This is a genomic window from Rhodococcus sp. ARC_M12 (assembly GCF_022810385.1).
Lineage (GTDB): Bacteria > Actinomycetota > Actinomycetes > Mycobacteriales > Mycobacteriaceae > Rhodococcoides > Rhodococcoides navarretei.
In genome coordinates, this window is the sequence record NZ_JALGQI010000007.1 from 86,184 (window position 1) to 102,634 (window position 16,451).

Consider the following 16,451-nt stretch of genomic DNA (forward strand, 5'->3'; position numbering starts at 1 on the left):
CCGAACACCCAGGATAGTTCCACCGAATTCGGCTCAGCCCCGCACGTCCCACAGATGATGGACAGGGTCGTGAATGTAGTAGGCGGCGAGTGATTCGACCGAGAAGTTCGACCCGTCGCTTCGTCGACCGGTCCGCTGCCGATTCCCCGGCGGAACGGCAGCGAAATCGTCGGCGAGGGCGCGTGCGGCGTCACCGAGTTCCGATGCGACTGTCGCGGGATTCTGTGCGTTGTAGTTCTCGGCCAGCGCGGTGGCATCCTGATCCCAGTTCGCGAACTCGGGATCGTCCTCGGTCAACACCAGTGCCAGCCGGGTGCGGAAGATGAGGTGCGCGTCACGTACGTGCGCGGCATATTCGAGCGCAGACCACGTCGAGTCGTCGGGGCGGACTGCAACGTCGTCCCGCCGCAGAACGGCATGCCATCGCTCGATGTCGGCGCGGATCAGGTCCGGGATGTCGTCGTAATCGACGGCACTCGAGTCGAACCCGCAGTCCGGGCACGCTCGCTCGAGTACCCAGGTCCAGTTCTTGGTGTCGGGATCGATGGGCATGCCGGTCAGAATAGATCAGGGCAACTCACCTGAGTGTCCACAATTCGCGTCGGAGACATCCGATTCGGCGTCCGAACGCGAATTGTGGACAGCGAGTGCTGTCGCTACGGCCGTCAGGCGTAGCGGGCGGCCAAGTTGTGCAGAGTGCTCTTGATTCCCTGCGCGTTCTTCTGCGGCATCTTGAACAGCTCGAGCACCTTCGGGACCTTGGCGGTGCCGTACTTGAAGCTCTCGGTGACCGTGGTCAGCCCCGGCTGCTTCTCCTCGAACTCCCAACGCCAGCTGTGTCCCATCGGGTGCTGCCACTCGACGACCTTGTGCTTGTCGGCGTCGACGAACTCGGTGACGGTGCTGGTGATTTTGTAGGGCACGCCGTATTGCTTCATGCCGACAGAGAATTTCGCACCGGTGCTGAGTCGAGCGGGACCGCGGACGGTGTCCTTGACCGTCCCTGAGCCGTCGAGCTCGCCGTGCCTGGTGGGATCGGCCACGATGTCGAACAGTTCGGACGCCGGTGCCCGCACTTCGGTCTGGCGGGTGACCTGCTGAGGGCCGGTGTCGATACTTCTGATGTCTGCCATCTCGGTGGCCTACCCTGCCGCGGCACGTTCGACACCTACGGCCGGACCGAATCGGAGTTGACGGCCGTAGTTCAATGAACGCATGTCCTGGTCAGTGTGGCTCGCCTTTCTCGGTGCGAGCATCGTCATCAGTCTCTCCCCCGGTGCCGGTGCCATCGCGTCGATGTCCACCGGGCTCCGCTACGGCCTGCGTCGCGGATACTGGAACATCTTCGGTCTGCAGATCGGTTTGCTCCTGCAGATCGGCATCGTCGCCGTCGGACTGGGTGCAGTCCTGGCCAGCTCGGCCCTCGCATTCACTGCCATCAAGTGGTTCGGTGTTGCGTACCTGGTCTACCTGGGCATCCGGCAGTGGCGTGCAGCCCCGACCGATGTCGCCGACGCCCCGGCAGTGGCCGATCGCGGAACGACGATGCTGGCCCGAGGATTCCTGGTCAACGCCAGCAACCCGAAGGCCGTCGTGTTCATGGTCGCCGTCCTTCCCCAGTTCCTCGATCCAGCGCGACCGCTGCTCACTCAGTACCTCGTGATCGCGGCCACGATGGTCGCGGTCGACATGCTGGTGATGACCGGATACACCTCGCTGGCATCGCGGGTTCTGCGGCTGATGAAATCGCAGCGTCAACAGAAGACGATGAATCGCACGTTCGCCGGGATGTTTTTCGCTGCGGCAACGTTTCTCGCGACCGTTCGGCGCGTGACGCCGTGAGGAAGTACCGCGTGATCATGAAGAATGCCCTCGGCGGCGACCCGATTCAGCTGGGATTGTTCGACACTCTGCTCGAGGCCAACACCTGGATCCAGGATGTCGGCAAGCGGGATGAACATGAACTCGGTACCTACACGGTGGAAGTGGAAGCGGCGGAGTGAGTGGACGGTGCCCGTGTTCGAGTGGCGACACGTTCGACGCATGCTGTGAGCCGTATCTGCGCGGGGATGCGAGCGCGCCGACGGCGGAGAAGCTGATGCGATCTCGGTTCACCGCGTTCGCTGTCGCAGATGTGGACTATCTACGCGCGTCGTGGCATCCCGACACCGCGCCGGCCGAGCTGGAGTTGGACTCCGATCAGCGGTGGTATCGACTCGACATTCTCGCAACCGACGCCGGTGGATTGTTCGACGACGCGGGAACCGTCGAGTTCCGAGCTCGATACAAGCATCCCGACGGGGCCGGCTCGATGAGTGAGGTGAGCCGCTTCGTCCGAGTGGACGGCCGGTGGCTCTACCTCGACGGGATCGTCTCGGCCTAGAGGTTGCGCAGCTTGGTCGGCCGGTTGCTCGCCGTGCGACGCGCTTCCTGCTTCTCCTTGATCCGCTCGGCGTCCTTGCGCACCTGGATCTGCGTGCGACGCTCGCGAACGAGCCACTGCGGCGGGCTCGCGATGAGCTCGTCGATGGCTTCGGTGGTCAGCGCTTCGGTAACGCCTCCGCGGGCCAGTCCTGCGATGGACACGCCGAGCTTCTTCGCGATGACGTCGCGGGGGAAGGGTCCGTTGGTCTGCAGTTCGGTCAACCACTGCGGCGGATCGCTGCGCAAGGCGTCCAGGTCGGACCTGCTGACCATCGAGTTCTGAAATTCCTCGGGTGTTGCGGGAAGGTAGATGCCGAGCTTGTTCGCCGCGGTCAATGGCTTCATGGTCTGCTGCTTGTTCTCCGGGCTCACCGGAACAGCTTATCCGGCCATGAGAGCTCTCGACGCCACAGTCGCTCGCGGCCCGCGTCGTCCCATAGGCTCGACACCGTGAACATCGATGTGCAGACACTGCGCTGGTACTCGGCGGTGGCGCAGCAACTGCATTTCGCGCGCGCTGCTCAGTCGCTCGGAATCTCGCGAATCCGCCTGAGCAAGACGGTGGTGGAACTCGAAGAACAGCTCGGCGTCGACCTGTTCGTACCGGGGGCATCCCCCACCGAGCTCACCGCGGACGGCCGCGACCTGCTCGAGCGGGCGCTGGTGGAGATTGCTGAGGACGATCGACTGTCGGAGCTCGCTCAGGTTGCCGCAGCGGAGCCGACGACGTTCACCATCGGATACGCCGAGGGAGTGACGACGACGAAGTGGACACGGATCTGGGCGGAGCGGTTCCCCGACGCCGCGCTGTCCGTGGTCGCGACGACGCCCCAGACACAGGTGTCTGCGCTGCACGACGGCACGGTCGACGTCAGTTTCGTTCGTCCGCCGATCGATCGCGAGGGCCTCAACGCCATCGGTCTGTATCAGGAAGTGCAGGTCGTGGTGGTTCCGAAGGACCACGCGGTCGCAGCGTTCGATTCGGTCACCGCAGCCGATCTCGCCGACGAACATCTGCTGGCCGATCCCGCGGCGGTGCCCGAATGGGCAGCGGTCGCAACGGAACTCGTGGTCGGCAATCGCCCGGAACTTCCGCCGATGAATTCCGTCGCGGAGACGTTCGAGTACGTGGCCGCCGGGCTGGGAGTGGCGATCGTGCCCCACTCGGTCGCCCGGTTCAACGCCCGTAAGGACCTCGTCTACCGCCCGGTGACCGACGTCGAGCAGTCACAGATTGCACTGGCCTGGGTAGCCGAACGCGAGGACGACCGTATCGAGGACTTCATCGGCATCGTCCGCGGCCGCTCGACCCGCAGCTCACGCGGACCCTCGGACGAGGCACCGGTCAAGAAGAAGAAAGCGCACCCCTCGAAACCTGCTCGCCCGGTTGCCAAGACGAAGACCAATACCCGACGCAGCGGGAAGCGTCGCTGACGTCTGCATCTCCCGCGGCCCCAGTCCATGGGAACGTGTGTTCGAAAGTTTGTCGGTGGGTCGCGATAGATTCTGTTCATGCTTTCGGGGGACGGCGGATCAGGGGTGGACGGCATCGAGACGGTGCCGCCCGCCCCTGAGGTGTCCGATCCCGACCTATCGGTGCTGGTGGATCGTGTGGAGTCCGCGGTCGCGGAGCTGGCGGAACAGGCGTCGGTGTCGTGGACCAATGCCGACCGGCGTGCGGTGATCCAACGGATGGAAACGCTCACCAGGTCTGTCACTGCCTACTCGTACACCTGGCTCAACGAACTGATCACCCAACACGGCCTCGATGTGTATCCGGGGTCGGTGCCGTCCTCGGTGGCGTGGATGCTGCGGATCACCCCACGCACAGCAGGAGCACGAGTGCGACTGGCTGCGGAGTTGGGGGATCGCACCGCACTGTCGGGCGAGGTTCTGCCGCCGTTGCTGCCGCACACCGCCGAAGCATTACGGGCCGGGTTGCTCGATGCCAAGCATGTGCAGATGATCCGCGAATTCTTCAAGCACTTGCCTGCCAGTGTGGATCCGCAGACCCGCGATCTCGCCGAGGAGCAGTTGGTGGGTTACGCGTCGACCAGGCGGCCCGACGATTTTGCGCCGTTGGTGGCGAACCTGGACTCGATCCTCAACCCAGACGGCGATTACGACGAAGACGAGGACGAGGACGGGAAACCGCCGAAGCCGTCCAAACGACGGGATGCCTTCTTCTACCTCGGCGAACAAGGTGCAGACGGGATGTCGGAAGGCAAATTCTGTGTCGACCCCGAACTACGCGCCTACCTCGAAGCCCTGTTCTCCAAAGCCGCGAAACCCGGCATGTACAACCCTGCCGACGGCAAGCCGATCACCGACGACGAGACCAGCAGCGACGAGGACTACAAGACCTCCGGCGAGGATGCTGCCGCACAACCGCAGCCCGGAACCACGCCCCACGAAGCAGGGGCGAGTGATGCAGGATCGGGTGACACCTCCAATGTCGAGACACCACCGCTACCAGAGCCGAAACACGGGTGGCGAGATGATGCAGGACTCTGGGGCGACGGTCCATGTGACAGTGACGGCTCTTGCAGCGACGGCTCTTGCGGTGACGGCCCTTGCGGCGACTGCGGAGGTGGCCACTGCGGTGACGACTGCGGAGGTGGCCTCGAATGCGGTTGCGGCACAGACTCCGAAGACACCTCCTCCGAGGACACTTCCTCCGACGGCCCTGCTGCCGGGCGTAGCGCTGGCGGGGACACCGCCGGGCAAGGTGAGAGCCGTGAGGCACGGGACGAGGCGACGGCGTCAACGCGCGAGGCCGCAGCCCAGCGTGACATCCGCACCCAGAACGAACGCCGTCACGACGCCCTGAAACTGGCGCTCCGACACACGCTCGCCTCCGGCACCCTCGGCACCCACCGCGGCCTACCCGTCACCGCCATCGTCACCATGACCCTGAAAGACCTCGAAGCCGGCTGCGGATACGCGAAGACCGCCACCGGATCACGCGTATCGATCCGCGACGCCATCCGCATGGCCTCCCACGCCCACCACTACCTGACCATCTTCGACGACCACGGCAGAGCCCTCTACCTCGGCCGATCGAAACGCATAGCCTCCGCCGACCAACGCATCGTGCTCATCGCCCGCGACCGCGGCTGCAGCTTCCCGTCCTGCACCCGTCCCGCGACCTGGTGCCAAGCCCATCATGTGACCGACTGGGTCGACGGCGGTTACACCGACATCGACGGATTGACCTTAGGCTGCGACATGCACCACGCACTCGTCGGCACCGGACCGAACACATGGGCCACCACCAAAACCACAGCAACACATCGCTACCCAGGCCGCACCCTCTGGCACCCACCGGCGGGGATGGATCCCAAACGCCGCGGCCTCATCAATCACGCACACCACCCCGAGGAAGTCCTGTACCCACCCGACCAGCACGACGACCCCGGGGACGAGGAACTGCGACAACCCGTCTGACGACCCACACCAGTGTCATGGCACAGCCCTGCCTACACCCGCGTCGGAATGCTTCAGCGAACCGAGTGACGCTGTCGATTGTGAATCAGAACAGCTACTCCGAGTCCCACCGACATCAACAGAAGCGGTGCGGCGATGGCAAGGGAAGCGTCGATGGCCAAGAACAGAATGAGCAGCAACGCTGCAGCCAGGAAATACACTGCTGCGAAACGTGGAGTCCACAGGACGGAGTCCATTCCCACCTCCCTTGCGCGTACGAACTGCTTGTCGTTACCGAAGGTAACTGAAAGGAGCCGGGCGCACTAGAGGCCCAGGCCCCGCAGTCTGTCGATCTCACGACGATCGCGCTTGGTCGGTCTCCCTGCCCCTCGATCACGCCTCGGTACGGAGGCCAGAACTTCTTTCGGTGGCGGCGGTGGACTGCGATCGATCATGCACTCGGGCACGACGGATGCGCCGACGCGCTTGGTGATCGCTCGCACCACCACGACGATCTTCTCCACACCCTCGACCCGAAGCCGGATTTCGTCGTCCGGACCGATGCGATGGCCGGGCTTGGCAGGGGTGCCGTTGACGCGGACGTGCCCGCCGCGGCAGGCAGCAGCAGCGGCAGACCGCGTCTTGAACAACCGGACCGCCCAGATCCAACTGTCGAGACGGACACTCTGAACTTCCATTTTCGAACGAATTTCCTCACATTGCGAGGCTCGACTACATGTCCAGGCCGAGATCGAGCACTGTCACCGAGTGTGTCAGACCGCCCACCGCGAGGAAGTCGACCCCCGTGCGCGCGTAGTCCCGTGCCACATCGACGGTCAGCCCGCCCGAGGATTCCAACTTCGTCTGCGGTGCGGCCGTATCGCGACGTTGCACGGCCATCTGCGTCTGCCACAGCGCGAAGTTGTCCAGCAGAACCAGTTCGACGTTCTCCGCCAGCACCTGGTCGAGTTGCTCGAGGCTGTCGACCTCGACCTCGCAGGCGATGTCGGGGGCAGCAGCGCGCACCGCATTCAGGGCAGCAACGACCGAACCCGCCGCAGCGACGTGATTGTCCTTGATCAGCGCGGCATCGCCCAGACCCATCCGATGATTGACGCCGCCACCTGCGCGCACTGCGTACTTCTGCAGAGAACGCATCCCCGGCAATGTCTTTCGACTGTCCCGGATCTTGCACTCGGTGTCGGCGACCTCGGCGACCCAGCCTGCGGTTGCGGTAGCGATCCCCGAGAGATGGCAGACGATGTTGAGCATGGTGCGTTCGGCGGTGAGCAAACCCCGAGTCGGAGCCTCGACCGTCAGAACAGCGTGTCCCGGCTCGACATCGGATCCGTCTTGGAGGCGATGCACGACGGAGTACCCGTCGGTTCCGATCACCTCGTCGAGAACCAGGAGTCCGATATCGATCCCGGCGATCGTGCCGAACTGGCGCGAGACCACCGAGGCCGTGGCAACAGCAGACTCGGGAACCGTTGCCAGCGTGGTGATGTCGGGTCCGTACCGCAGGTCCTCGTCGAGCGCGGTCCGGATCAGAGCGAGTACCTCGGCGCGATCGACGCCCGGGTTCACCTCGTTCGGGGTATCGGTCATGTCAGCGTGCTCCCGTCATCACATCGTCGTTCACGATCGCCAACCGTCCGTCGAGATCTCGTTCGATGAACAGGCTTCGGCGTTGCGCCGGTACGCTACCCGGGACATCGCGTCGGGTATGGCACCCTCTGCTCTCACGGCGCTCCGACGCGGCCAGCACGATCACTTCCGCCGCGGCGGTCAACGCGGCGTCCTCGACTGCAGACGCATCCACGGGCGGTTCCGATACCACGCCGTGCGACAGAATACGTTGCGCTGCATCAAGACCCGTTGCATCTCGCACGACGCCGACCTCGGCGGTCATGGTGCGCTGCAGCACCGCGCGGTCGATACGGCGATACGTGGGCAATGCGACATCCGAAATGCTGCTGTTTCGGCCGACCCGTTCGGCTGCCACGTGGGCCGCACGCTCACCGACGACGAGACCCTCGAGCAGACTGTTCGATGCCAACCTGTTGGCACCGTGCAAGCCGGTGCGCGCCACTTCGCCTGCGGCGAGCAAACCGGGAATCGACGTGCGCCCGGATGTATCCGTCGCCACGCCCCCGCACGAATAATGCGCTGCGGGTGCCACCGGAATCAGGTCCGTCGCCGGGTCGATTCCGGCCTCGAGGCACGATGCCGTCACGGTCGGAAACCGCTCGCGCACATGCTCGACGCGGCGGGCGTCCAGCAGCACGTGGTCGTCGCCACTGGCATGCAGCAATTCGGCGATGGCGCGGGAGACCACGTCACGTGGCGCGAGGTCACCGAGCGGATGCACGCCCTCCATGAACGCACGACCGGTGCGATCGACCAGGCGGGCTCCTTCGCCCCGCACTGCCTCGCTGATCAACGGACGGCGGCCCGTGGACCCGGCGGCGAACAACACGGTCGGATGGAACTGCACGAATTCCAGATCCGCGATCCGGGCACCGGCGTCGAGTGCGAGCGCAATGCCGTCGGCCGTCGCGCCCGACGGGTTGGTACTGCACGAGAAGAGTTGTCCCAGTCCACCGGTGGCGAGCAGCACCGTCGGGCAATGAACGACGCCGATGCCGCGGGGTCCGCGCACGAGGAGACCGACGACCTCGCCGTCGGTGGTCAGTACCCGAAGCGCGGTCGTGTCGAACTGCACCGTGGGCACGGAGGCGTCCAACGTGCGCTGCACCTCGGCCCCGGTGGCGTCTCCGCCGGCATGGATGATGCGTCGAACGCTGTGGCCGCCCTCGCGGGTCCGCGCAACCGCGCCGTCCGCCGCCAGGTCGAACTGTGCGCCCGCAGCTTCGAGCGAGGTGATCGCCGCGCGGCCGCCGGAGACGATCGAGCGAACCGCGTCCTCGTCGCACAAGCCGGCACCGGCAACGCAGGTGTCGGCCACATGAGATTCGATCGAATCCTCGAGTTCGGGACCGACGACCGCGATCCCGCCCTGAGCGTACTGAGTCGCCGTATCGGCGGAACGTCCCTTGCTCACGGTCAGCACCCGCAGGCCGCGGGCCGTCGCGGTGCGGGCCGCGGTGAGTCCGGCGATTCCGCCACCGATTACGACGAGATCAGCCGCGGTCTCCCATGCGACCGTTGGGGTCACTCGCCGCCGCCGGGGGTACCGATCTCGATCATCCGCTGCACCGACTTGCTCGCGATGTTCGCGGTCTCGAGGTCGACGTGCACTTCGTCCCGCCCTTCGACGAGGCAGCGCAGCAGGGCCGCAGGGGTGATCATCTTCATGTAGCCGCACGATGCGCGGTCGTTGACGGCGAGGAAGTCGACGTCTGGTGCCGCCATCCGCAGCTGGTGCAGCATGCCGATCTCGGTCGCGACCAGGACCTGCTTGGACGCGGTGGTGCGGGCGGCGTCGAGCATGCCGCCGGTGGAGAGAATCTTGACCTTGTCGGCGGGTACGAATCCTTCGCCTGCGAGATACAGAGCCGATGTGGCGCAACCGCATTCGGGATGAACGTACAGCTCTGCATCGGGGTGGGTGCGAGACTTCTCGGCCAACTCGTCGCCGTTGATTCCGGCGTGCACGTGGCATTCTCCGGCCCAGATGTGCAGGTTCTCGCGCCCGGTGACGCGCTTGACGTGCGCGCCGAGGAACTGATCGGGCAGGAACAGGATGTCGCGGCCCGGATCGATCGACTCGACGACCTCGACGGCGTTCGACGAGGTGCAGCAGATGTCGGTCAGCGCTTTGATCTCGGCGGTGGTGTTGACGTAGGAGACGACGACGGCCTCCGGGAAGTCGGCCTTCCATTCGAGGAGTTGATCCGCGGTGATGGAATCTGCGAGCGAGCAGCCGGCGCGCTGATCCGGGATCAACACCGTCTTCTGCGGGCTCAGGATCTTCGCCGTCTCGGCCATGAAGTGGACGCCGCAGAACACGATGGTGTCCTCGGACACCTCGGCGGCGATGCGAGAGAGCGCGAGAGAGTCACCGACATGATCGGCGACGTCCTGGATCGCAGGTAGTTGGTAGTTGTGCGCGAGCAGCGTCGCACCGCGCAGATCGGCGAGCCGTCGAACCTCGGCGGCCCATTCCGGTGTCGGCTCGACTCCCCCGTAGCCACCGGCTCCGTCGACGATGTCGCGAACTCCGGCGAAAGCCGAGTCCAGGATGTTCACCCGGGTAGCGCTGCTGGTCATGACGGTTCTCCTTCACCGATCATCCGGTCGTCGGTGACCGAATTTCCTCCGAGGGAGTTTTCGACCTATGATCGAAAACATGATTCATCGTAGCACCGTCCATGAAGTGCTCATTGCGGTGTTCCAAGTTCGAGCCTTTTCCGACCCCGACTCCCCGGAACTTGCGGTGCTGCTGTGGCAGCGTGCACTCGATCCCGAGGCCGGAACGTGGTCGCTACCCGGCGGCACTCTGCGCGACGACGAGAATCTCGCGACATCCGCACGTCGCCAACTCGCCGAGAAGGTCGACGTGCGCTCGGTGGCGCATCTCGAACAACTGTCGATATTCAGCGAACCCGACCGGGTTCCCGGGGACCGGCGCATCGCGTCGACCTTCCTCGGCCTGGTACCGATCTCGACAGAGCCGACACTGCCCGGGGACACCACGTGGCACCCTGTCTCGGCCCTGCCCCCCATGTCGTTCGATCACGGAACAGTCGTCGCTCACGCGAGACACCGATTGGTCGCGAAACTCTCGTACACCAATATCGGCTTCGCACTCGCGCCGGTCGAGTTCTCGATCTCCTCGCTGCGCGAAATCTATGGTGCTGCACTGGGTTATCAGGTCGATGCCACCAACCTGCAGCGCGTGTTGAGCCGACGCGGCGTCATCGAACCCACCGGACGACGAGCGCCGTCGGGCAAGGCCGGTGGCAGGCCGCCGGCTCTGTTCCGCTTCGCCGACAACAGCATTCGAGTCACCGACGAGTTCGCCGCATTACGCCCGCCACAGGCGTGAACGACTGCTGTCAGTCGGCTCGATTCGAGTCGAACGACGGTGGCGGTGGCGGTGGGAAGAACTCGACCTCCGGATCGTCCGGGTCGGGATCGGCGTGTTGCAGATTGTCGTTGGGGTTCATCGCCGCCAGCAGCAAGATCACCAGCGATGCCGTCAGCGCCTGAACGATCAACACCAGCGGAGTCTCGATACTGGGCGCAACGGTGACGATGGACCCGACTGCAGGGTCGGTGGCCTTCGGAAATCGAAGTGCGGCAATCCCGTTCCCCACCAGGATCGCCGCGACCGAGCCGACGAGAGCGCCGACGAAGACGGCACCGAACAGCCGCGGCCCTCGCTCCGACCGCCACAGCCACCACCCGATCGGGAGAAGGATCCCCAGAGCCAAGGAGACGAACGAGAACAACGCGAGGCCGTCGAAGCGGTGCAGACTTTCCCCGGTCAGGGCCGACCCGCGGTCCTGCGCCACCACGAGCAAGTGCTGCGCCGGTGCCAGGAACCCCCACAGCATCCCGCCCAGAGCCGACACAGCCACCGACATTCCGACAACCATCGACAGCACGCGGACGGTGCTGCTCCGCGGTGGGACTTCCACAACTTCCGACATAACGCCCTAGCGCCTACTCGTCGCGGCCGAATCGACGAGGCCGTGACGAGAGCACACCGACGTCCACCCGTCGGGAACGATCTGCACCACCATGCGGCGACCGCACTCGGCGCAGAACCGCGGCGGCTCCAACCCGAGGCGGACGGCTACCGACAACGAATCCGTACCCACCTCGGCTCGGGCGTCGACAGGCCGACCGGTGTACGGGTCGTAGTGGATCTCGCTCGTCATTCGACCCACCCTAATACGCCCATCAGATAGTCGAGCCGAGCGCTTTGATCGGCATCCGAAGCTCCCCGAGAAGATCGAGATCCTGTTCTGCCGGACGACCGAGCGTCGTCAGGTAGTTGCCGACGATGACCGCGTTGATACCGCCGAGAATTCCCTTCTCGGCACCCAGATCACCGAGAGTGATCTCGCGGCCGCCGGCGAACCTCAGAATCGTGCGTGGCAGCGCGAGACGAAACGCGGCGACGGCTCGCAGAGCATCGGATGCGGGCAGCACATCGAGGTCTCCGAACGGGGTTCCCGGTCTGGGATTGAGAAAGTTGAGGGGCACCTCGTCGGGCTCGAGTGCGGTGAGGTCGGCTGCGAACTCGGCCCGTTGTCCGAGTGTCTCCCCCATGCCGAGGATTCCGCCGCAGCACACCTCCATTCCTGCCTCGCGCACCATCCGCAGCGTGTTCCACCGTTCCTCCCACGTATGGGTGGTCACCACGTTCGGAAAATACGAGCGGGAGGTCTCGAGGTTGTGGTTGTAGCGATGCACGCCCATCGCCGCGAGCTGATCGACCTGATCCTGATCGAGCATGCCCAGCGAGCAGGCGATATCGATCTCCACCTCGTTCCGGATGGCGTCGATTCCGGCGGCAACCTGCGCGAGCAGCCGGGCGTCGGGTCCGCGCACCGCCGCCACGATGCAGAATTCCGTCGCTCCGGTCTTCGCGGTCTGCTTCGCTGCCTCGACCAGCGACGGGATATCGAGCCACGCAGCACGAACCGGGGAAGCGAAAAGCCCTGACTGCGAACAGAAGTGGCAGTCCTCGGGGCATCCGCCGGTTTTGAGGCTGACGATTCCCTCGACTTCGACCTCGGGCCCGCACCATTTCATCCGCACCTCGTGGGCCAACAACATCGTTTCTTCGAGACGGTCGTCGCCGAGTTCGAGAACCTCGAGAACCTGAGATCGATCGAGCGCGATGCCGTCGTCGAGCACCTGTGTACGCGCCGTGCGCAAAATGTCCATTCCGGTCCCCTCGTAGTCGAACGGCATCGTCATTGAACACCGTTCAAGTTGAACGTTGTTCACGTTAGGCACCACGCTCGGCTACTGTCAAAGCGACGAGGCGTCGACCGAAGGAGGGATGCAGTGCAACTGAACAGGCAGGACGTCCTGGACGGCGCGATCGCCATTCTCGACGAGTACGGCCTGGCAGACCTGACGATGCGGCGCCTGGCAACATCCCTGCACGTACAGCCGGGCGCGCTGTACTGGCACTTTCCCAACAAGCAGACGCTGCTCGGTGCCATCGCCGACCACATACTCTCCGGGGCCGATGCACCGCCCACCGAGGACTCGTGGGACACCCAGATCGGGCAGATCGCCCACCGACTGCGCGACGCCCTACTGTCCCGACGCGACGGTGCCGAACTGGTCGCCGCAACCTACGCGTCGAGGCTGACCACCAACCACATTCGCGAACGAATCGCTGCCGTGTGCATTCGAGCAGGACTGCCGCGTCGCGATGCGGAACTCACCGCCGACACGGTGCTGTATTACATACTCGGCCAGACCGTGGACGAGCAGGCGCGGCTCCAGATGGACTCCGTGGGAGCCCTCACCCCCGACGCGTCTCCCCTGTTCGAGAGCCCCGACCCGACGAGCAGATTCGAATTCGGACTGCAACTCTTTCTCGACGGAGTACGCCACACCGCCGCGGACCGCATCCGCCACTAGTCGATCAGAATTCCTCGAAGACGATGCGCTCGCTCCCGTTGTCCAGGGTCATGGTGCCGTCGTCCCGAGACCACTGTGGTGTGGAGGTCAGGAACGCCGACAGCCACCGGTCCTGCTCCATCAGCGCATCCGGGCAGGCCATCCGCGTCGACCCGAGAGAATCGATGGTGATCCGGCCCTGCGAGGTGTCCACGGTGCCGAACAATCTGTTGCACCCGGCCTCGGCCGAGATTCGGTCGTCGACGAATTCGAGCTTGACGGTCGTTCCGGCGACCGGCGTGTAGGAGTCTGGTGCGTCGATCGACGAGTAGGTCTTGTCGGCCGGGAACTCGCCGTACGAGTCGGCACACGCCGACGCCACCGCGCTCGCACCGAATGCGAGAGCGACCAGAGCGCGCCGCGCGTCAGCCACCGAAGATCGGCCCCAGACCGGCCGCACCGGCATTTCCGCGGGACGCGAACGGGTTGTCGTGCACCATGTACGTCCAGGTCGACGTCGGTCGACGCAAGCCGGCTTCGTCCAGATCGATTCCGTCCGAGGTGATCTCGGCCGACTCGAACGTAGCGTGCGAGAGATCCATCGCCTTGGAGGCGACCGTCTTGAATGCCTCGACCGCGATCCGGTGATACTCGTCCAGCGGATTCTCGCGACCCAGCGCGCGCAGGTGAATGCTCTCGCGCACATCGGCGAGGTGCGCCAGGTAGTCCGACCACGACCGATCGAGGTGGTAAAGGACGATCTGGCGGGCGACCTCGACCAGAGTCTCCTCGGACACGGTCTCGCGCAATTCCTTCGAGCGCGTCGGTGCGTGCTGCTCGAGCAGCGTCAACGCCTCGTCGGAGTCGAGCAGGGTGGCCCTGCGGCGATCCAGGATCTCACGATGCTGAGCCGTCAGCTGGTTGTAACGCCACGTGCGCGAGTGTATTTCGAGCATCTGCCCCTCGGCGATGCGTTGCGCATGATCGACGCGGTCGGCCGCAGCAGACGAGGTGAACATTCCGCTCTCGTCGATGCCCTTCGGAGCATCCTTGTCGCCGATGTTGTTCGTGACGACGTCGTCCTCCCAGCTGCCGAAGAACAGCGAGCGCCCGGGATCTCCCTGCCGACCCGCTCGTCCTCGAAGCTGGTTGTCGAGTCGCTCGGTGGTGTGGCGACCGGTGCCGAGAACGTACAGTCCACCGAGCTCGGCGATTCGTTCGCGATCGGCACCGTCGGGACCGCCGAGCTTGATGTCGGTTCCGCGACCGGCGATCTGCGTCGATACTGTCACCGCGCCATGTACACCCGCCGCGGCGATGACCGCCGCTTCCTCGGCGTCGTTCTTGGCGTTGAGCACCACCACCTCCACGCCCGACGCGACGAGCGTCTCGGCGAGCGCCTCGGACTCGGCGACATCGTGGGTCCCGATGAGAACAGGCTGACCGGTCTCGTGAATCTCTTTCACCTGCAGGGCAATTGCTGCATTCTTGTGCTCGGTCGTGTCGTACACGCGGTCCGGCTCATCGACGCGCACCGTCGGCACATTGGGCGCGATGACCGAGACCCCGAGACCGTAGAACGTGCGAAGCTGCTCCCCCGCCGCCATGGCCGTACCGGTCATACCGGACACCGTGGCGTACCGATTGATCAACGCCTGCACGGTGATCGTGTCGAGAATTTCCCCCGTTTCGGTGGGGGCGAGGCCTTCCTTGATCTCGACCGCGGCCTGCAACCCGTCCGGCCAGCGCTGTAGTTCGGCCACGCGGCCACGCGAGGCGTTGATCAACTGCACCCGTCCGTCACGGACGATGTAATCGACGTCGCGCTGCACCAGCACCTGGGCGTGCAGTGCCACGTTGACCGCCACCAACGTCGTCCCGACGTGATGCTCGGAGTACAGGTCGATGCCGCCGAGCTCCTTCTCGATCCGCAGCGCTCCCTCGTCGGTGAGGAACACGTTGCGCCCTTCGGCATCGGTGTCGAAATGAGCACCCCTGTCCAACAACCGGACTGCGTCCATGACCGTCGATGTGGAGACGTCGCCGGAGACCGAACCGGCCAACACCAGCGGAACGAGCGCCTCGTCGACCAGCACGGAATCGGCCTCGTCGATCAGGGCGACGTCCGGCACGGGCGCGACCAGATCATCTCGGTCGTTCACCAGATGATCACGCAGAACGTCGAAACCGATCTCGTTGACCGAGGCATAGGTGATGTCGCAGCCATAGGCGGCGCGACGCTCCTGTGCTGTCGACGACTCGCCGATGGAACCGACGGTGATGCCGAGGGACTCGAACAGCGGCTGCATCCATGTCGCGTCACGTTGGGCGAGAAAGTCGTTGACCGAGATGACATGCACCGCACGCCCGGACAACACGTATCCGACGGCAGCGATGGCACCGGCCAACGTCTTGCCCTCGCCGGTCGCCATTTCCACCACGTCGCCCGCGAGCAAGCGCACGGCACCGTGCAGCTGCACATCGAAGGGCCGGAGCTTCAGGGCACGCTCGCTCGCCTCGCGCGTCAGCGCCAGATACCGCGGAACGTCGAGGCGCGCAGCATTCTCGACGCGCAGCGCGGTCGCCTCGGTCACCAATTCGCTCTCGGTCAGAGCAGCTGCCCACTCCGCATGCTCCTGGGCTCGGTCGACGCGCTGACGCGAGGTGCTCTGCGCCTTCTGCGCAGAGCGGCCGAGTACACGCCAGAATCGGTCGGAGCCCAAAGCCATCTGTTATCCCTACCTGAGAAAGAAGAACCGTTCGGTCCCACAGTACCGAGTGCGGCTCCGCCCAGGCCTAGGCGTCGAGGGGCGTCGTCACCGCGATCCGACGAGTGCCGTCCTCGGCTGTCACCACCTGATAGGCATTGCGCTCGGTTCCCACCGGCGAACCGTCGGAGTCGAGGTTCTCCAGAAGTAGATGCCCGACCCAGACACCCGGCACCTCTACCTCGGTGACGATGTCGCGGGCCCGAACACCGTGGATTCCGCGCGACCTGTAGTAGGTCTGCCCCTGCCGAAAGAACTCTCGGGTCTGCTGCGGCTCGG

At 65.0% G+C, this 16,451-nt stretch carries 21 protein-coding genes; 7 read left to right on the forward strand and 14 right to left on the reverse strand.

Annotation, left to right across the window (positions count from 1 at the left end):
* Positions 1-33: 33 nt before the first annotated feature.
* Both MTX35_RS10800 and MTX35_RS10805 read right to left on the reverse strand, forming a co-directional pair.
* Positions 34-552 carry a DinB family protein gene (locus MTX35_RS10800; RefSeq protein WP_243594949.1) on the reverse strand — a complete coding sequence of 173 codons (519 nt, stop codon included), beginning with the start codon at positions 550-552 and terminating at the stop codon, positions 34-36.
* 113 nt (positions 553-665) lie between these two features.
* Positions 666-1,133 carry an SRPBCC family protein gene (locus tag MTX35_RS10805; RefSeq protein ID WP_243594950.1) on the reverse strand — a complete coding sequence of 156 codons (468 nt, stop codon included), beginning with the start codon at positions 1,131-1,133 and terminating at the stop codon, positions 666-668.
* 82 nt (positions 1,134-1,215) lie between these two features.
* Between MTX35_RS10805 and rhtB the strand changes: the two genes are divergently transcribed.
* Genes rhtB through MTX35_RS10820 form a run of 3 tightly spaced genes read left to right on the forward strand, consistent with a single transcriptional unit; the run spans position 1,216 to position 2,383 of the window.
* Positions 1,216-1,842, forward strand: coding sequence for a homoserine/homoserine lactone efflux protein (rhtB, locus tag MTX35_RS10810; RefSeq protein ID WP_243594951.1), 627 nt, complete (start codon positions 1,216-1,218; stop codon positions 1,840-1,842).
* 11 nt (positions 1,843-1,853) lie between these two features.
* The gene (locus MTX35_RS10815; RefSeq protein WP_243595112.1) at positions 1,854-2,003 is read left to right on the forward strand and encodes a hypothetical protein; all 150 of its coding nucleotides are present in this window, start codon (positions 1,854-1,856) and stop codon (positions 2,001-2,003) included.
* Complete coding sequence (locus MTX35_RS10820; RefSeq protein WP_243594952.1) at positions 2,000-2,383, forward strand: YchJ family protein; 384 nt, start codon at positions 2,000-2,002, stop codon at positions 2,381-2,383. Before MTX35_RS10815 ends, MTX35_RS10820 begins: the two co-directional genes overlap by 4 nt.
* On the opposite strand, the gene MTX35_RS10825 is transcribed toward MTX35_RS10820, so the two are convergent.
* Complete coding sequence (locus tag MTX35_RS10825; RefSeq protein ID WP_374230274.1) at positions 2,380-2,796, reverse strand: DUF5997 family protein; 417 nt, start codon at positions 2,794-2,796, stop codon at positions 2,380-2,382. The genes MTX35_RS10820 and MTX35_RS10825 overlap by 4 nt on opposite strands.
* A gap of 78 nt (positions 2,797-2,874) precedes the next feature.
* On the opposite strand from MTX35_RS10825, the gene MTX35_RS10830 reads away from it, so the two are divergent.
* Both MTX35_RS10830 and MTX35_RS10835 read left to right on the forward strand, forming a co-directional pair.
* Positions 2,875-3,858, forward strand: a complete 984-nt coding sequence (locus MTX35_RS10830) for a LysR family transcriptional regulator (protein WP_243594953.1) — start codon at positions 2,875-2,877, stop codon at positions 3,856-3,858.
* A 78-nt stretch (positions 3,859-3,936) separates the two neighbouring features.
* Entirely contained in the window at positions 3,937-5,871 is a 1,935-nt protein-coding gene (locus tag MTX35_RS10835) for an HNH endonuclease signature motif containing protein (RefSeq protein WP_243594954.1), read from the forward strand.
* Between the two features lie 53 nt (positions 5,872-5,924).
* Here MTX35_RS10835 and MTX35_RS10840 read toward each other — a convergent pair whose 3' ends face one another.
* The 5 genes from MTX35_RS10840 to nadA form a co-directional block, all read right to left on the reverse strand.
* Entirely contained in the window at positions 5,925-6,107 is a 183-nt protein-coding gene (locus tag MTX35_RS10840; protein ID WP_243594955.1) for a hypothetical protein, read from the reverse strand.
* 66 nt (positions 6,108-6,173) lie between these two features.
* Positions 6,174-6,548: an RNA-binding S4 domain-containing protein gene (locus tag MTX35_RS10845; RefSeq protein WP_243594956.1), complete on the reverse strand. Its 375-nt coding sequence runs from the start codon at positions 6,546-6,548 to the stop codon at positions 6,174-6,176.
* Between the two features lie 34 nt (positions 6,549-6,582).
* Positions 6,583-7,458, reverse strand: coding sequence for a carboxylating nicotinate-nucleotide diphosphorylase (gene nadC, locus MTX35_RS10850; RefSeq protein ID WP_243594957.1), 876 nt, complete (start codon positions 7,456-7,458; stop codon positions 6,583-6,585).
* Position 7,459: 1 nt separating this feature from the next.
* Positions 7,460-9,028, reverse strand: a complete 1,569-nt coding sequence (locus MTX35_RS10855) for an L-aspartate oxidase (RefSeq protein ID WP_243594958.1) — start codon at positions 9,026-9,028, stop codon at positions 7,460-7,462.
* Positions 9,025-10,083 (reverse strand): quinolinate synthase NadA, encoded by a 1,059-nt coding sequence (gene nadA / locus MTX35_RS10860; protein ID WP_243594959.1) that lies wholly within the window; start codon positions 10,081-10,083, stop codon positions 9,025-9,027. Before nadA ends, MTX35_RS10855 begins: the two co-directional genes overlap by 4 nt.
* A gap of 79 nt (positions 10,084-10,162) precedes the next feature.
* Here nadA and MTX35_RS10865 point away from each other — a divergent pair, with 79 nt between their 5' ends.
* Positions 10,163-10,861 carry an NUDIX domain-containing protein gene (locus MTX35_RS10865; RefSeq protein ID WP_279393350.1) on the forward strand — a complete coding sequence of 233 codons (699 nt, stop codon included), beginning with the start codon at positions 10,163-10,165 and terminating at the stop codon, positions 10,859-10,861.
* A 10-nt stretch (positions 10,862-10,871) separates the two neighbouring features.
* Here the strand turns inward: MTX35_RS10865 and MTX35_RS10870 are convergent, their stop codons facing one another.
* The 3 genes from MTX35_RS10870 to bioB all read right to left on the reverse strand — a co-directional run bounded on the left by MTX35_RS10870 (position 10,872) and on the right by bioB (position 12,741).
* Entirely contained in the window at positions 10,872-11,402 is a 531-nt protein-coding gene (locus MTX35_RS10870; protein WP_243594960.1) for a DUF2567 domain-containing protein, read from the reverse strand.
* Positions 11,403-11,474: 72 nt separating this feature from the next.
* On the reverse strand, positions 11,475-11,699 hold the full coding sequence (locus MTX35_RS10875; RefSeq protein WP_243594961.1) for a hypothetical protein: 225 nt from the start codon (positions 11,697-11,699) through the stop codon (positions 11,475-11,477).
* A gap of 22 nt (positions 11,700-11,721) precedes the next feature.
* Positions 11,722-12,741 carry a biotin synthase BioB gene (bioB, locus tag MTX35_RS10880; RefSeq protein ID WP_243595095.1) on the reverse strand — a complete coding sequence of 340 codons (1,020 nt, stop codon included), beginning with the start codon at positions 12,739-12,741 and terminating at the stop codon, positions 11,722-11,724.
* 96 nt (positions 12,742-12,837) lie between these two features.
* On the opposite strand from bioB, the gene MTX35_RS10885 reads away from it, so the two are divergent.
* On the forward strand, positions 12,838-13,425 hold the full coding sequence (locus tag MTX35_RS10885; protein WP_243594962.1) for a TetR/AcrR family transcriptional regulator C-terminal domain-containing protein: 588 nt from the start codon (positions 12,838-12,840) through the stop codon (positions 13,423-13,425).
* A 4-nt stretch (positions 13,426-13,429) separates the two neighbouring features.
* Here MTX35_RS10885 and MTX35_RS10890 read toward each other — a convergent pair whose 3' ends face one another.
* The 3 genes from MTX35_RS10890 to MTX35_RS10900 all read right to left on the reverse strand — a co-directional run bounded on the left by MTX35_RS10890 (position 13,430) and on the right by MTX35_RS10900 (position 16,347).
* Positions 13,430-13,837 carry an META domain-containing protein gene (locus MTX35_RS10890; protein ID WP_243594963.1) on the reverse strand — a complete coding sequence of 136 codons (408 nt, stop codon included), beginning with the start codon at positions 13,835-13,837 and terminating at the stop codon, positions 13,430-13,432.
* Complete coding sequence (secA2, locus tag MTX35_RS10895; protein WP_243594964.1) at positions 13,830-16,133, reverse strand: accessory Sec system translocase SecA2; 2,304 nt, start codon at positions 16,131-16,133, stop codon at positions 13,830-13,832. Before secA2 ends, MTX35_RS10890 begins: the two co-directional genes overlap by 8 nt.
* Positions 16,134-16,200: 67 nt before the next feature.
* Complete coding sequence (locus MTX35_RS10900; RefSeq protein WP_243594965.1) at positions 16,201-16,347, reverse strand: hypothetical protein; 147 nt, start codon at positions 16,345-16,347, stop codon at positions 16,201-16,203.
* Between the last annotated feature and the right edge of the window lie 104 nt (positions 16,348-16,451).

Excerpts from the sequence above, each read along its gene's own strand:
- MTX35_RS10840 (WP_243594955.1), bottom strand. The coding sequence starts at position 6,107 with ATGGACTCCGTCCTGTGGACTCCACGTTTCGCAGCAGTGTATTTCCTG.
- nadC (WP_243594957.1), bottom strand. The coding sequence starts at position 7,458 with ATGACCGATACCCCGAACGAGGTGAACCCGGGCGTCGATCGCGCCGAG.
- MTX35_RS10845 (WP_243594956.1), bottom strand. The coding sequence starts at position 6,548 with ATGGAAGTTCAGAGTGTCCGTCTCGACAGTTGGATCTGGGCGGTCCGG.
- MTX35_RS10800 (WP_243594949.1), bottom strand. The coding sequence starts at position 552 with ATGCCCATCGATCCCGACACCAAGAACTGGACCTGGGTACTCGAGCGA.
- rhtB (WP_243594951.1), top strand. The coding sequence starts at position 1,216 with ATGTCCTGGTCAGTGTGGCTCGCCTTTCTCGGTGCGAGCATCGTCATC.
- MTX35_RS10805 (WP_243594950.1), bottom strand. The coding sequence starts at position 1,133 with ATGGCAGACATCAGAAGTATCGACACCGGCCCTCAGCAGGTCACCCGC.
- secA2 (WP_243594964.1), bottom strand. The coding sequence starts at position 16,133 with ATGGCTTTGGGCTCCGACCGATTCTGGCGTGTACTCGGCCGCTCTGCG.
- MTX35_RS10875 (WP_243594961.1), bottom strand. The coding sequence starts at position 11,699 with ATGACGAGCGAGATCCACTACGACCCGTACACCGGTCGGCCTGTCGAC.
- MTX35_RS10835 (WP_243594954.1), top strand. The coding sequence starts at position 3,937 with ATGCTTTCGGGGGACGGCGGATCAGGGGTGGACGGCATCGAGACGGTG.
- MTX35_RS10870 (WP_243594960.1), bottom strand. The coding sequence starts at position 11,402 with ATGTCGGTGGCTGTGTCGGCTCTGGGCGGGATGCTGTGGGGGTTCCTG.
- bioB (WP_243595095.1), bottom strand. The coding sequence starts at position 12,741 with ATGCCGTTCGACTACGAGGGGACCGGAATGGACATTTTGCGCACGGCG.
- MTX35_RS10865 (WP_279393350.1), top strand. The coding sequence starts at position 10,163 with ATGATTCATCGTAGCACCGTCCATGAAGTGCTCATTGCGGTGTTCCAA.
- nadA (WP_243594959.1), bottom strand. The coding sequence starts at position 10,083 with ATGACCAGCAGCGCTACCCGGGTGAACATCCTGGACTCGGCTTTCGCC.